This window comes from Pseudomonas sp. 8209 (assembly GCF_028682105.1).
Classification (GTDB): domain Bacteria; phylum Pseudomonadota; class Gammaproteobacteria; order Pseudomonadales; family Pseudomonadaceae; genus Aquipseudomonas; species Aquipseudomonas palmensis.
The window spans coordinates 17,657-32,419 of record NZ_JANIAH010000004.1 but is presented as its reverse complement, the minus strand read 5'-3'; the positions used below and the strand labels follow the sequence as shown (position 1 = coordinate 32,419).

Annotated in this window: 11 protein-coding genes; 3 read left to right on the top strand and 8 right to left on the bottom strand. The window is 65.5% G+C overall.

What is annotated here, in order from left to right; all coding sequences use genetic code 11:
• Positions 1–27 precede the first annotated feature (27 nt).
• Genes NP552_RS09365 through NP552_RS09355 form a run of 3 tightly spaced genes read left to right on the top strand, consistent with a single transcriptional unit; the run spans position 28 to position 5,503 of the window.
• Positions 28–1,269 carry an exonuclease SbcCD subunit D C-terminal domain-containing protein gene (locus tag NP552_RS09365; RefSeq protein ID WP_078479577.1) on the top strand — a complete coding sequence of 414 codons (1,242 nt, stop codon included), beginning with the start codon at positions 28–30 and terminating at the stop codon, positions 1,267–1,269.
• Positions 1,266–4,913 (top strand): AAA family ATPase, encoded by a 3,648-nt coding sequence (locus NP552_RS09360; RefSeq protein ID WP_274096670.1) that lies wholly within the window; start codon positions 1,266–1,268, stop codon positions 4,911–4,913. The genes NP552_RS09365 and NP552_RS09360 overlap by 4 nt, the downstream gene beginning before the upstream one ends.
• Positions 4,910–5,503: a glutathione S-transferase gene (locus NP552_RS09355; protein WP_058541345.1), complete on the top strand. Its 594-nt coding sequence runs from the start codon at positions 4,910–4,912 to the stop codon at positions 5,501–5,503. The genes NP552_RS09360 and NP552_RS09355 overlap by 4 nt, the downstream gene beginning before the upstream one ends.
• Before the next feature lie 48 nt (positions 5,504–5,551).
• Here NP552_RS09355 and NP552_RS09350 read toward each other — a convergent pair whose 3' ends face one another.
• The 8 genes from NP552_RS09350 to NP552_RS09315 all read right to left on the bottom strand — a co-directional run bounded on the left by NP552_RS09350 (position 5,552) and on the right by NP552_RS09315 (position 14,759).
• Entirely contained in the window at positions 5,552–5,731 is a 180-nt protein-coding gene (locus NP552_RS09350; RefSeq protein WP_058541346.1) for a hypothetical protein, read from the bottom strand.
• 121 nt (positions 5,732–5,852) lie between these two features.
• Entirely contained in the window at positions 5,853–6,971 is a 1,119-nt protein-coding gene (locus NP552_RS09345; RefSeq protein ID WP_274096669.1) for a lactonase family protein, read from the bottom strand.
• Positions 6,937–7,227 carry a DUF5629 family protein gene (locus NP552_RS09340; protein ID WP_058541348.1) on the bottom strand — a complete coding sequence of 97 codons (291 nt, stop codon included), beginning with the start codon at positions 7,225–7,227 and terminating at the stop codon, positions 6,937–6,939. The genes NP552_RS09345 and NP552_RS09340 overlap by 35 nt, the downstream gene beginning before the upstream one ends.
• A 132-nt stretch (positions 7,228–7,359) precedes the next feature.
• Entirely contained in the window at positions 7,360–9,756 is a 2,397-nt protein-coding gene (locus NP552_RS09335) for an efflux RND transporter permease subunit (RefSeq protein ID WP_043864634.1), read from the bottom strand.
• The gene (locus tag NP552_RS09330) at positions 9,753–10,760 is read right to left on the bottom strand and encodes a WD40/YVTN/BNR-like repeat-containing protein (RefSeq protein ID WP_274096668.1); all 1,008 of its coding nucleotides are present in this window, start codon (positions 10,758–10,760) and stop codon (positions 9,753–9,755) included. The genes NP552_RS09335 and NP552_RS09330 overlap by 4 nt, the downstream gene beginning before the upstream one ends.
• Before the next feature lie 241 nt (positions 10,761–11,001).
• Complete coding sequence (gene pepN, locus NP552_RS09325; protein ID WP_274096667.1) at positions 11,002–13,659, bottom strand: aminopeptidase N; 2,658 nt, start codon at positions 13,657–13,659, stop codon at positions 11,002–11,004.
• 12 nt (positions 13,660–13,671) lie between these two features.
• Positions 13,672–14,502, bottom strand: a complete 831-nt coding sequence (locus NP552_RS09320) for a DUF2797 domain-containing protein (protein WP_043864637.1) — start codon at positions 14,500–14,502, stop codon at positions 13,672–13,674.
• Positions 14,499–14,759 carry a YeaC family protein gene (locus NP552_RS09315; protein ID WP_054916681.1) on the bottom strand — a complete coding sequence of 87 codons (261 nt, stop codon included), beginning with the start codon at positions 14,757–14,759 and terminating at the stop codon, positions 14,499–14,501. The genes NP552_RS09320 and NP552_RS09315 overlap by 4 nt, the downstream gene beginning before the upstream one ends.
• Positions 14,760–14,763 lie beyond the last annotated feature (4 nt).

Below are 14,763 nucleotides of genomic sequence, written 5' to 3'. Positions count from 1 at the left end.
ACCGGCTCGACCTTCACGGGACTTCCAATGCGTCTGTTTCACACCTCCGACTGGCACCTGGGGCAAACCCTGCATGGCCAGGAGCGCGACTTCGAACATGCCTGCTTTCTCGACTGGCTGCTCGGCCAGCTCAAGCTGCGCCAGCCTGACGCGCTGCTGATTGCCGGCGACATCTTCGACACCGTCAACCCGCCGGTCAAAGCCCAGGAGCGCCTCTACGACTTCATCGTCCAGGCCCACGAACAGCAGCCCAGGCTGAACATCGTGATGATCGCCGGCAACCACGACTCCGGCTCGCGCATCGAATTGCCCGCACCGCTGATGCGCCGTCTCAGGACCTACGCCCTGGGTCGCGTGCACTGGCTCGACGACGGCCAGCTCGACAGCGAGCGCCTGCTGGTGCCGCTGACCAACGCCAAGGGCAAGGTGACCGCCTGGTGCCTGGCCCTGCCCTTCCTGCGCCCGGCCGAAGTCACCGGTGCGCACCTGGGTGACGACTACCTGCGCGGCATCGGCCAGGTGCACGAATGGCTGATCGAGGCCGCCCTCAAGCAACGCAAGCCTGGCCAGGCGCTGATCGCCGTGAGCCACGCACACATGGCCGGTGGCTCGGTATCGGAAGACTCCGAGCGCAGCCTGATCATCGGCAATGCCGAGGCCCTGCCCGCCAGCCTGTTCGGCAGCCAGATCAGCTACGTCGCCCTGGGCCACCTGCACAAGCCGCAGAAGGTCAACCGCGAAGACCGCATCCGCTACAGCGGCTCGCCGATTCCGCTGTCGTTCTCCGAAATCGGCTATCAGCACCAGATCCTCGAAGTCGAACTCGACGGCGCCACCCTGACCAGTGTCGAACCGCGCCTGATACCGCGTGCCGTGCCCCTGCAACGCCTGGGCCCGGCGCCGCTGGTGGAGATTCTCGAACAACTCGGGCAACTGCCCCAGGTCGACCTGCTCGACGACCCGCAACGCCAGCCCTGGCTGGAGGTGCGGGTGCGCCTGGACGAACCGCAGCCCGACCTGCGCCAGCAGCTCGAAGCCTGCCTGCAAGGCAAGGCCGTGCGCCTGGTACGCATCGCCGCCGAATACGCCGGCACCGGCGCCAGCGACGGCGAGGACGACACCCGCCTGATCGAGCTGGGCCAGCTCAGCCCCCACGACCTGTTCAGCCGTGCCTGGGAACAGGCCTACGGCACCAGCGTCGACGAACAGACCCTGGCCGACTTCGCCCTGCTGTTGCAGGACGTGCAGCAGGAGGAGGAACAGCCATGAAGATTCTTGCCATTCGCCTGAAGAACCTCGCCTCCCTGGCCGGCCCGTTCGAGATCGACTTCACCTGCGAGCCGCTGGCCAGCGCCGGCCTGTTCGCCATCACCGGGCCGACCGGGGCCGGCAAGAGCACCCTGCTCGACGCCTTGTGCCTGGCGCTGTTCGGCGCGGTGCCGCGGCTGAACAACATCGGCCGCGAGACCAAGCTGCCCGAGGTCGACAGCGAAATACTCACCAGCGACCCGCGCACCCTGCTGCGCCGCGGCACCGGCAGCGGCTTTGCCGAAGTCGACTTCGTCGGCATCGACGGGCGCCATTACCGCGCCCGCTGGGAAGCCAACCGCGCCCGTGACAAACCCACCGGCAAGTTGCAGGGCAGCCGCCAGAGCCTGCACGACCTGGACAGCAACCAGTTGCTGAGCAACCAGAGCAAGCGCGAATACGAGCAGATGATCGAGGCCCGCCTGGGCCTGAACTTCGAACAGTTCACCCGCGCCGTGATGCTGGCGCAGAGCGAATTCAGCGCGTTCCTCAAGGCCGACGACAAGGAACGCAGCGAACTGCTCGAAAAGCTCACCAACACCGCCATCTACAGCCAGCTGGGCCGGCGCGCCTACAGCAAGAGCAAGGAGGCCGAAGAGGCGCACAAGGCGCTCACCGACCAGGCCCAGGGCGTGATGCCGATGGCCGACGAGGCACGCGCCGAGCTCGACCAGCGCCTCGCCGAGGCGCAGCGCCAGCTCAAGGCCGAACAGGCCCACCTGCGCCTGCTCGAACAGCAGCGCAGCTGGTTCGCCGAACTCAAGCAGCTGCAGGACCAGCAGGCCGCCGCCAGCGAGCAGTTGCACAGCGCCCAGCAACAGTGGGCGCAGTTGCAGGGCGAACGCCTGAACCTGAGCCGCCTCGAACAACTCGCCCCGCAGCGCCATCAGTTCGCCCGCCAGCGGGAACTGGCCAGCCAGCTCAGCCCACTGGCAGCGAGCATCCAGCAGCAACGCCAGCAGCAGGCCGAGTTGCAGCAACGCCTGCAGCAGCTTGAACAGGCGCAGCAAGCCGCCGGTGAGCACCTGGCCACAGCCCTGGCCCGGCAGACCGAGTGCGCGCCGCTACTGCGCCAGGCCTTCGCCGAGCAGCAGACGCTGGCGCGCCTGGAGCAGGAACTTGACCAGCGCAACGTTCAATGTCAGCAGGCCGAACAAGCCAGTCGCCAAGGCCAGCAGCAGATCCAGGCGCTGATCGAGCGCCAGCAGCTCACCCACCAGCGCCTGGCGCAGGTCGACGAGCAGTTGAGCCAGAGCGCTCACCTGGCCAGCATCGGTGATGCCTGGAACGCCTACCGCGCCCAGTTGCAGCAACTGATGCTGGTCGGCAACCGCCTCAGCCAGGGCCGCGAGGAGCTGCCCGGCCTGCAGCAGCGCGCCGATGAGTGCGCACGCCAGTTGCAGGCACACCGTGAAAGCCTGGCCCTGCTCTACCACGAGGCCGGCGCCGAGCCCGAGGCGCTGGCCGAACAGATCGACCTGCTCGGCACCCTGCTGCAGGACAACCGCAAGCAGCAGCGCGCCGTCGAAGAGCTGTCCCGCCTGTGGGCCAGCCAGCAGGAGCTGACGCAACGCGCCCAGGCCCTGCGCGAGCGCCAGCAGGCAGCCCAGCAACAGCGTGAAGGCCTGATCGCCGAAGGCCTGCAGGGCAAGACCGAGCTGACCGCCGCCGAACAGGCCCTGCAGGTCACCCGCCAGGTGCTCGAACGTCAGCGCCTGGCCCGCAGCGCCAGCGTCGAGGAACTGCGCGCGCAGTTGCAGGACGACCAGCCCTGCCCGGTGTGTGGCAGCCAGGAGCACCCCTATCACCAGCCCGAAGCCCTGCTGCAAAGCCTCGGCCGGCACGACCAGACTGAAGAGGCCGGCGCCCTGCAGGCGGTGGAGGCGCTCAAGCTCAAGCTCGACGAACTGCGCAGCACCCTGGGCGGTGTGAATGGCCAGATCAAGGAGTACCTGCACCAGCACGAACAACTGGCCCTCCAGCAGCAGGCACTGGCTCCTGGCCTGGAGGCGCACGCGCTGTATGCGCAACTCTCGGCACAGGATGTGGGCGAGCGCTCGGCCTGGCTGGAGCATCAGCTACGCCGCCTGAACGACGACATCGCCCGCGACGAGCAACGCCTCGCTACCCTGCTGACCCTGCAGAAAGACGCCGCCCGTGTGCAGCAGCAGGTGCAGGCGAGCGTCGAGGCGAACCAGCAGGCCGCGCAGCACCTGAGCCAGCAACAGCATGCGCTGCAGGCCGACGACGAACACCTGGAGCAGGCGCTGGCCGGCTTCGCCACGCTGCTGCCAGGCGACATTCTCGACGCCTTGCGCCAGGAGCCCGCCGCGACCTTCCTGCAACTGGACCAGCAACTGGCCCAGCGTCTGGAGCTGCTGGACCGGCAAAAGGACGAGCAGCAGGAGCACGCCGAGCGTCAGCAGCAGCTTGAAAAGACCCAGGTGCAGCAACAGGCGCTCGAACTCAGCCATCAGGCCGTGCAGCAACAGGTCGATGCACTGCGCACCCAGCAGCAACAGGCCCGCGACGCCCTGACCGCGCTGATTGGCGAGCATGCCGGTGCCGAGCACTGGCAGCAGCACCTGGAACAGCAGGTCGAGGCAGCGCGCAGCGCGCAGGCAACGACCGGCCAGCAGTTGCAGCAGGCCCAGGCCCAGGCCATCGAGCGGGCTGCCGAACTCAAGGCAGACGAACAGCGTCTGGGCGCCCTGGAGCAGGAAAGCCAGCAGCTCGACCACGCCATCGGGCAATGGCGCCAGGGTCACCCGGAACTCGACGATGCCGGGCTGGACCAGCTGCTGGCGGTGGATGACGAGCAGGTCAGTCAACTGCGCCAGCGCCTGCAACAGGCAGAAAAGGCCATCGAGCAGGCCGGCGTGCTCGTCGCAGAGCGCGAACAGCGCCTGCAGCAGCATCAGGCCCAGGCCAGCGGCGAGGTACCCGCCGAGCAGCTGGAGCAGGCGCTGAGCGAGCTGCAGCAACACCTGGTGATCAGCGAACAGCAGTGCGCCGAACTGCGCGCCGAGCAGGCCGACGACCAGCGCCGGCAACTGGCCAACCAGGCCCTGGCCGAGCGCATCGCCCAGGCCTATGCCCAGTGGCAGCGCTGGGCACGCCTGAACGCGCTGATCGGCTCGGCCACCGGCGACGTGTTCCGCAAGATCGCCCAGGGCTACAACCTCGATCTGTTGGTGCACCACGCCAATGCCCAGTTGCGCCAGCTGGCGCGGCGCTACCGGCTCAAGCGTGGCGGCAGCGCGCTGGGGCTGCTGGTACTGGATACCGAGATGGGCGACGAACTGCGTTCGGTGCACTCGCTGTCCGGCGGCGAGACCTTCCTGGTGTCGCTGGCACTGGCGCTGGGCCTTGCCTCGATGGCCTCGAGCACCTTGCGCATCGAGTCGCTGTTCATCGACGAAGGCTTCGGCAGCCTCGACCCGGAGTCGCTGCAACTGGCCATGGACGCGCTGGACGGTCTGCAGGCCCAGGGCCGCAAGGTGGCGGTGATCTCCCACGTGCAGGAAATGCATGAGCGGATCCCGGTGCAGATCCAGGTGCGGCGCCAGGGCAATGGGTTGAGCACGGTGGAGGTCAGCGGATGATCCTGTATTCGTTCCGCCGCTGCCCCTACGCGATGCGTGCGCGCATGGCCTTGCGCTACGCCGGTTGCCCGGTGCAGATCTGCGAAGTGAGCCTGAAGGCCAAGCCGGCCGACATGCTGGCGCTGTCGCCCAAGGGCACGGTGCCGGTGTTGAGCGTGGACGGTGAGGTACTGGAGGAAAGCCTGCAGATCATGCACTGGGCGCTGGCCCGGCATGATCCGCAAAACTGGGCGCTGCGGGACGACCCGAACGCAGCGCAGCAGGCCACGCAACTGATCGAGCGCAATGACACGCTGTTCAAGCAGCAGCTCAATCACTACAAGTATGCCGAGCGTTACCCGGAGCAGTCGCGCGAGACGTATCGTGCGCTGGCCGAGGCGGTACTGCTGGACCTGGAACAGCGCCTCGAGCGGCAGGCCTACCTGGTGGCGGCGCACCCGAGCATTGCGGACGTGGCGCTGATGCCATTCGTTCGCCAGTTTGCCGGGGTCGAGCCTGACTGGTTTGCCACAGCGCCCTACCCGCGCTTGCGCTTGTGGTTGCAGGGGTGGCTGGAGTCGGCGCTGTTCAAGGCGATCATGGCACGCTGACCAGCGAAGGGGCCGGTACTGACGCTACAAGGTCAGCACCGGAAACGATCAGTGCTGGACCTTGTGATCCAGCGCCGCATAGAAATTCGCGCTTTGCTGCAGATACTTCTGGGTGTAGCTCGGGGTGGAGGTTTTTTTCTCGCGGATCTCGACCTGGGCGCCGGCAGGCAGCACCACGGAGGCAGAAATGGCCGAAGCCGCGATAACCGAAAAAAGATTGAAGTTCATGGCAATGCCCTCGAAAGCGTCAGGTTGAAGTGGCCGGTTGGGCCGTGGTTCAAACCTACGCCGCTGCCGGCGCACTGAAAAATTCATTGCGCCAGTAGCGAATATCAAGGCGATTGATAGTTCAGTCGACGAACTTGAGGTCCGAAGGCGATTGCAGTGCCAGCGTCTGCACCACCTCGCCCAGCAGGCCGGTCTGCGCATCGCGCCGGATCACCACGATCTGGTTGCTCTGCTGGTTGCCGACCAGCACGTAGCCCCCGGTCGGGTCCAGGGTGAACTCGCGCGGGTGATCACCCTCCACCGAACGGCGCTGCACCTGGCGCAGGCTGCCATCCTGACGGTCGATGGCGAACACGATCAGTTCGTTGCGGGTGCCGCGGTTGCTCACGTACACGAAGCGCCCGTCGGCGGACACATGCACCGCGCTGGCCGCCTTGGCCGCGGCATCGGCCTGTTCGGTCAACGGCAGGATCTGGCGCTGGCTCAGCGTGCCGTCGTGGTAGTCGAACACCACCAGCTGTGCACTCATTTCCAGGGTCAGGTAGGCATGCTTGCCGTTTGGACCGAACGCCAGGTGACGCGGCCCGCTGCCCGGCGGCAGGACGACCGGGGTTGCCGCGCCCAGTGGCCGGGTCGGGGTCTGGGGCTGGTAGCGGTAGCCGATCACCTGGTCGGCGCCAAGGTCGCTAGCAAACAGGTATCGCCCGTCCGGGGACGGCACCACCGAATGCACATGCGGCCCGGCCTGGCGCTCGGGGTTCACCCCGCTGGCCACATGGCGCACCTGCTGCACCGACGCCGACAAACGGCCATCGGCGGCGACCGGCAACACGCTGAGGCTGCCGCCCGGCTCAGGCTTGACGCCGTAGTTGGCCACGAACAGATAACGCCCATCCAGGCTCAGGCTCGAGTGGGTCGGTTCGTCACCGTCGCTGGACACCTGGCTCGACAGGCTCAGTTCACCGCTGTCATGCGCCCGGGCAAAGCTGCTGACCTGGCCCTGGCCGTCACCGTTCTCGTTCACCGCGAACACGTTGCGCCGGTCCGGCGACAGCGTCAGCCAGGACGGGTTGCTGCTTCTGAGCACTTGCAGGGGCGTGGGGTCGAGCTGGCCGCGCTGGCTGTCGAAGCGGTAGCGGTAGATCCCGTCATGGGTGCCCACCAGCAGTTCATGGCCGTGGGCGTTGAGCGTCAGCGACATGGCACTAGCGGTCAGCAGGGACATCAGCTGGCGTTTCATCGTCGTCCTCTTCAGAAGCGCGCAAGGCACTCATGCAGACTAGTTGATGCTCGCCCGTGTCGTCGCTGAGCTGCCAGTGCTCGCCGGCAAGCGTCGCGTTGCCGATCTGCTCGGGGCTGAACTGCCATTTCTTCAACGCACGGCCGTCCATCAATTCGATGCGCAGGCCCGTATCGTCGAAGGTGAAGTCGAATGCGTGCAGGCCATCGATCAACAGCATGTCGCAGGATTCAAGGGCTTGGGCAAGGGTGGTCATGGGGGGGTATCCCTGATTAAACACGCATGATACCCCAACCTTAAAAGCATCGCGGGTCAAGCCCGCTCCCACAAGGACCGCGGTAGTCATTGTGGGAGCGGGCTTGACCCGCGATGAAAACGACGCAGTGTGTCAGTGCGCGAAAATCGACTTGCTCTGGGTGCCCGCCATCTTCTCCGGCTTGATCAGGAAGCGTGCCAGCGCCGGCAACAGCCACAGCGCGCCGAACATGTTCCACAGCAGCATGAAGGTCAGCATCAGGCCCATGTCGGCCTGGAACTTGATAGCCGAGAAAATCCAGGTGCACACCCCGATCGCCAGGCACAACCCGGTGAACAGCACCGCCTTGCCGGTGGAGCGCAGCGTCTGGTAGTAGGCCTCCTGCAACGGCAGGCCGGCGCGCAGGAAGCTCTCCAGGCGGCTGTAGATGTAGATCCCGTAGTCCACGCCGATGCCCACGCCCAGCGCCACCACCGGCAAGGTCGCGACCTTGACGCCGATGCCCATGAACGCCATCAGCGCGTTGCCCAGCACCGAGGTCAGCACCAGCGGCAGCACGATGCACAGGGTGGCAGCAAACGAGCGGAAGGTGATCATGCACATCACCGCCACGCACAGGTACACCAGGATCAGGATGGTCAGCTCGGCCGACCGGATCACCTCGTTGGTGGCCGCCTCGATCCCTGCGTTGCCCGCCGCCAGCAGGAACTCCAGGCCCTCCTGGTCATGCTCGGCAGCGAATGCCTTGACCGCATCCACCACGCGGTCGAGGGTCTCGGCCTTGTGGTCGTTGAGGAACACCAGCACCGGCGCCAGCGAACAGTCGGCGTTGTACAGGCCCTCGGCACGCGACACCGAGGTGTTGAGGATGTCCGGGTTGCGCGACAGGCTTTCCCATTTCAGGTTGCCCTCGTTCATGCCCTTGATCATCTGCTTGGACACGGTCACCAGCGAGATCGCCGACTGCACCCCGGGGGTGTTCTCCATCTTCCACATCAGCTCGTCGACCGGCGCCATGGTCTTGTACACCGAGCAGCCTTCGGTCGGGGTCTTGACCATCACCACCAGCACGTCGGAGCTGGTGGAGTAGTTGTCGATGATGAAGGCGTTGTCCTTGTTGTAGCGCGAATCCGGACGCAGCTCCGGCGCACCCTGGTCGAGGTCGCCGATCTTCAGGTTCTGGCTGTACCACAGGCCGCCACCGAACATCGCCAGCGCCAGCAGCACCGACACCGGCGCCACCTTGGGGCTGGCGAAGCTGGACAGCAGGCGCCAGAACGGATGCTCGCGGGTCGCATCCTTCTTGCTGCGCTCGATGGCCTTCTTGCTGATGCCCACATAGGAGATCGCCACCGGCAGCAGGATCAGGTTGGTGAACACGATCACCGCCACGCCGATCGAGGCACCGATGGCCAGTTCACGGATGACCCCGATGTCGATGATCAGCAAGGTGATGAAGCCCACCGCATCGGCCAGGATGGCGATCATGCCCGGCAGGAACAGCTGGCGGAAGGTACGCCGCGCCGCAGTCAGCGCGTTCTCGGCCTCGCTGGACTGCAAGGCGATGCCGTTGATCTTCTGCACCCCGTGGGAGATACCGATGGCGAAGATCAGGAACGGCACCAGCATCGAATACGGGTCGAGCCCGAAGCCCACCGCGTGCATCAGCCCCAGTTGCCACACCACCGCCACCAGGGTGGTGATGAGCACGGCAATGGTGCTGCGGATGCACCAGGTGAACCAGTACAGCAGCACCCAGGTGATCACCAGGGCGATGCCGAAGAACATCACCACCATCATCAGGCCGTCGATCAGGTCGCCGACCTTCTTGGCAAAGCCCACGATGTGGATCTTGACGTTGGGGTTCTGCGCCTCGAACTTGTTGCGGATCAGGTCTTCGAGCTGGTGCGAGAACGCCTGGTAGTCGAGCTTGATCTGGCGCCCCGGGTCGTTGGGGTCGGGGTAGGATTCGAGCAGCGGCACATCGACGATGCTCGACTTGAAGTTGTTGGCCACCAGCCGGCCGACCTGACCGGACTTGAGCACGTTGTTGCGCAGTTGCTCCAGGCTGTCGGGCGAACCGTCGTAGGTCTGCGGGATCACCTCGCCACCGGCGAAGCCCTCCTCGGTCACCTCGGTCCAGCGCACGCTGGGGCTCCACAGCGACTTGAGCGCCGAACGATCGACGCCAGGAATGTAGAACACCTCGTCGTGGATCTGGCGCAGGGTCTCCATGTATGCCTTGCTGAAGATGTCACCGTCCTTGGCCTCCACCGAGATCCGCACGGTGTTGCCCAGGTTGGCCAGGTCGTTGCGGTGCTCGATCATGTTCTGGATGAACGGATGCTCCAGCGGGATCATCTTCTCGAAGCTGGTGGACGGGCGAATCAGCATGGCCTGCCAGAACAGGAACAGGCTCACCAGCACACAGATGCCGATCACCGCCGGGCGGTTGTTGAATATCAGGCGCTCGAGCAGGCTCGCCTTGTCCTGGTTGTGCTGCATGTTGAACGACTCCTGACTGCTCATGGTTGCGCCCTCGCGGCGCCGGTGGCGGTAGCCAGGCGTGCCCCGCCCTGGCCGACCAGGATCAGCTGTCCATCGGCCTGGCCACTCACGCCCGAAAGGGCGATGCGGTCGGGCCGGTTGAACACGCTGAAGCTCTGGCCGTCATCGGTGCTGCGCAACACGCTGCCGCCGTTGCCCACCAGCACCAGGCTGCCGTCTTCGAGTAGCGTAGCGCTTGCAAGGCCGAATTCGAGCGCACCGCGCTCGCCCTGGAGCGCGATGGCCTGCCAGGTGCTGCCGAAATCGCTGGAACGGTACAGGTTGCCGCGCAGGCCGTAGACCAGCAGGGTATCGGCGCGGGCGGTACCGATCGCTCCGAACAGCGAGCCCTCGTAGGGGCCGTCGAGGTGTTCCCAGGTCTGCCCGGCATCGCGGGAGCGGAACATGCTGCCCTGCTCGCCCACGATGAACAGGCCCGCGTCCTTCACGGCAGCGATGCCGTTGAGGTGATACTGATCAGGGTTGTCGAGGCGCTCTGCGACGTCCTGCCAGTGCGCGCCGCCGTCGGTGGTTTCGAACAGGCTGCCATAGGCCCCCACGGCCAGCCCGTGCCGGGAGTCCAGGAACCAGACATCCAGCAGCGGGGATTCGCGGGACGGGTCTTCGAACTGTTTGCTCCAGGTGGCGCCGCCGTCGCTGCTGGCGAGGATCTGCGCATCATGGCCCACCGCCCAGCCGTGCTTGGCATCGGCGAAGTACACGGCAGTGAGCAGTTGGCGGCTGGGGACGCGGGCCTGGGTCCAGCTCTGGCCCTGGTCGTCGGAGAAGAGGATATGCCCGCGTTCGCCCACCGCCACCAGGCGCGGCCCGGCCTTGGCGATGTCGATCAGCAGGCTGTGGGAGGCCTTGTTAGAGGTCTGTGAATACACCGTCTGCGGTGTCGGGCCGTCATCGGCAGCCCCGGCGGTTGCGGCGAACAGCCCCAGGCCCAGGCTCAGCAAGACGCTGGCCGTGAATACATTCATAGTCCTCTCCCACATTATTGTTATTCGGTGCTACTGGCGGGGCTGGAAGCGGCAATCTAGAGCCCCGCGAATGCTGGCCTCAAGCTAGCAGGCTTTGGAAATGGATGACAACGTACAACGCGTTATGTTTTGTTAAGCGCGGCCTCTGGGTCGTGGATGTCGCGTTGTCCGCCCGCACCTTCATCATAAAAAAGGGGGCTGCCCCGAAAAGGCCAGCCCCCTGTTCAACCTGCCCTCAACCTCAGGCCAGGCTCTTGCTCACCACCTCGAACACATCGCTGGACAGCCCGCCCGAGCCGCGGATGCGCTCCAGCTCGGCCTTCATCAGCGCCTGGCGCGCGGCATCGTACTTGCGCCAGCGGGTCAGCGGCGCCAGCTGGCGCGAGGCGATCTGCGGGTTGAAGCCGTTCAGTTCGATCACCAGGTCCGCCAGGAAGCGATAACCCGAGCCATCGGCCGCATGGAAGTTGACCAGGTTCTGCCCGGCGAACGCACCGATCAACGCGCGCACCTTGTTCGGGTTCTTCAGGGTGAACGCCGGGTGCTCCATCAACCCACGCACTCGCGCCAGGCCGCCCGGCAACGGGCTACCCGCCTGCACGCTGAACCACTGGTCCATCACCAGCGGGTTGTCCTTGAAGTGCTCGGCAAAACTTTGCAGGGCCCTGGCGCGCTCTTCCTGGAACGGCGAATTGACCAGCACGGCCAGTGCGGTCAGGCGTTCGGTCATGTTGTCGCACGCCTCGAACTGCTCGAGCGTCGCCTCCAGCACCTGCGCCCGGCCCGTGAGCATCAGGTACGACAGCGCGATGTTCTGCAGGCTGCGCCGGGCAAAGTGCTCGGCCTCGGCCACATAGGCGGTTTCGCGCGAGACCGCACGGTTGGCCTGGTAGCGCGCCCACAGCCCGTCGAACAGTTGCTCGGCCAGTTGCTGGCGGGCAAAGTCGCGGGCCGCGTGAATCGCGTCCACATCGGCCACTTCGCTGATTTCGGTGAGGTAGGCCTCACTCGGCAGCGAGAGCATTTCGGCGACCATGGCCTGGTCGAGTGCCTCGTTGGCCAGCACGCTGCCCAGGGCAGTGACCAGGCGCTGATCGAGCACCAGGGCTTCACCGCGCTGATGCTGCGCGATCAGTTCCTGCAAGACCTGAACCGACAGTTGCTGGCCGGCTTCCCAGCGATTGAAGCCATCGCTGTCGTGCTGCATCAGGAACATGAGTTGGTCGCGGTCGTACGGGAAGCTCAGCTTGACCGGCGCACTGAAGCCGCGCAGCAGCGACGGCAACGGCCTGGCGGCCACGTCGACGAAAGTGAAGGTCTGCTCGGCCTCGGTCACCGACAGCACCCGCGTGGTCGCGCCCGCCTGCGTTTCGCCTTGCAGGCGCAGGGCAATGTCGTTGCCCTGGGCATCGAGCAGGCCCAGTTCGACCGGGATCACGAATGGCTGCTTCTCGACCTTGTCCGGGGTTGCCGGGCAGCTCTGGCTGAAGGTCAGGCTGTAGGTCTGGGCAGCGGCGTCGTACGCCTCGCTAACGTTCAGGCGCGGCGTGCCGGCCTGGCTGTACCAGCGCTTGAACTGGGTCAGGTCGACGCCGTTGGCGTCTTCCATGGCCTTGATGAAGTCGTCGCAGGTCACGGCCTGGCCGTCATGGCGTTCGAAGTACAGGTCGCTGCCCTTGCGAAAGCCCTCGGCACCCAGCAGCGTGTGCACCATGCGCACCACTTCCGAGCCCTTCTCGTACACGGTCAGGGTGTAGAAGTTGGAAATCTCGATGAAGCTGTCCGGGCGCACGGCGTGGGCCATGGGGCCGGCGTCTTCGGCGAACTGGTGGGTACGCAGGTAGGCCACGTCCTCGATGCGCTTGACCGTGCGCGAGTTCATGTCGGCGCTGAACTCGGAATCGCGGAACACCGTGAAGCCTTCCTTGAGCGACAGCTGGAACCAGTCGCGGCAGGTCACGCGGTTGCCCGACCAGTTGTGGAAGTACTCGTGGGCCACCACCGCCTCGACCCGCTGGTGCGCGGCATCGGTGGCGGTCTCGGCACGCGCCAGCACGCAGCTGGAGTTGAAGATGTTGAGGCCCTTGTTCTCCATGGCGCCCATGTTGAAGTCGTTGACCGCCACGATCATGAAAATGTCCAGGTCGTATTCGCGGCCATACACCTCTTCGTCCCAGCGCATGGACTTCTTCAGGCTGACCATGGCGTGCTGGCACTTGTCGATGTTCTCCGGCTCGACATAGATGCGCAGGGTCACGTCGCGCCCCGACTGGCGGGTGAAGGTGTCTTCGACGCACCACAGGTCGCCGGCCACCAGTGCGAACAGGTAGGCCGGTTTCTTGAACGGGTCTTCCCAGGTGGCCCAGTGCCGACCGTCCTGCTGCGGCCCGCTGCCGATGGGGTTGCCGTTGGACAGCAGGACCGGGTAGCGATGCTGCTCGGCGATCACCGTGGTGGTGAAAGTGCTCATCACGTCCGGGCGGTCGAGGTAGTAGGTGATCTTGCGAAAGCCCTCGGCCTCGCACTGGGTGCAGAACATGCCGCCGGACTTGTACAGGCCCTCGAGCGCGGTGTTGGTCTCGGGGTGGATCTTCACGCTGGTGTCCAGGGTGAAGCGCTCGGCAGTGGGCTGCAGGGTCAGGTGGCTGTCGTCGAGCTGGTAGTCGTCAGCGCCCAGCGGCTGGTCGTCCAGCGCCACGCTGAGCAGTTCCAGCTGCTGGCCGTCGAGCACCAGCGCCGGCAGGCCGGCACCGCGCGCCGGGTTGCGGCGCATGACCAACTGCGCGTGGACCAGGCTGTGGTCCTCGAACAGTTCGAAGGTCAGGTGCGTCTCGTCGATCAGGTACTCGGGTGCCTGATAGTCCTTGAGGTAGATCACTTGCGGCTGTTCGGTACGCATGTGGCGGTCCTTTTACTGATGCACGGCCAGCTGGTAGGCCGTGTACTTGCGAATATTGATCACGCCGGTATCGAAAATCAGGTACTGGCCCTTGATCCCCAGCAGGGTGCCTTCGGCGACAGGGTTCTTGTCCAGGTTGAAGCTCACGATCTTGCTCGGGTACGCCTCTACCGGGTAGCTGATTTCAATCGGCTCGACGTCGGTCAGCGGCTGGATCGCCTGCAGGCCGAAGCGGTCCTGCAGGCCCTTGAAACCTTCACTGCAGCTGTCGAACAACTGCTCGCGCACGGCCACCAGGTCGACCGCCTCGGCGTTGCCCTTGAGCAGTGCGCGCCAGTTGGTGCGGTCGGCCACCTGGCTGCGGAACAGGTCCTCGACCAGCCCGGACTGCTGCCGGGTGGCCACCCGCACGATCGGCAGGGCCTGGCTGGCGCCCTGGTCGAGCCAGCGCGTGGGCAGCTGGGTGGCGCGGGTGATGCCGACCTTGATACCCGACGAGTTGGCCAGGTACACCACGTGGTCGGTCATGCAGAACTGCTCGCCCCAGGCCGGGTCACGGCAGGTGCCGTGCTCGTAGTGGCAGCGCTCGGGGCTCATGATGCAGGTGTCGCATTGCGCCAGCCTGGTCATGCACGGGTAGCAGTAACCCTGGCTGAAGCTGGTCTTGGTCTTGCGCCCGCAGTGAGTACAGTGGATCGCGCCCAGGTATTCGAGACGCACGGTCTTGCCCAGCAGGGGGTTGACCGGCACTTCGACGTCGCCCAGGCGAAACGCGTATTGCACGACCGGCTGCTCGAGGCGCGCCGTCATCTTGCTGATGGAACCACGGCCGAGTTCGATCAATGGATCGCGTCCGACTTGAACAGGATGTTGGGCACCGGCGCAGACTTGGAGGCGCATTCCTGCGGGCCCATGTAGCCGGTACGCTGGTCTTCGGGCAGGTTCTGCATCTCCCAGGCGATCACGGCCTGCAACGACAGCTCCTTCTGCTCGGCGGTGAGCTTGCGCCCGTCGGACCATTTGCCGATTTCCACGGCCAGTTTCAGGCTGGCGTAGATCTCCGGGGTGATGTTTTCGATCATTTGCGCAAAAGTGGACATAGCG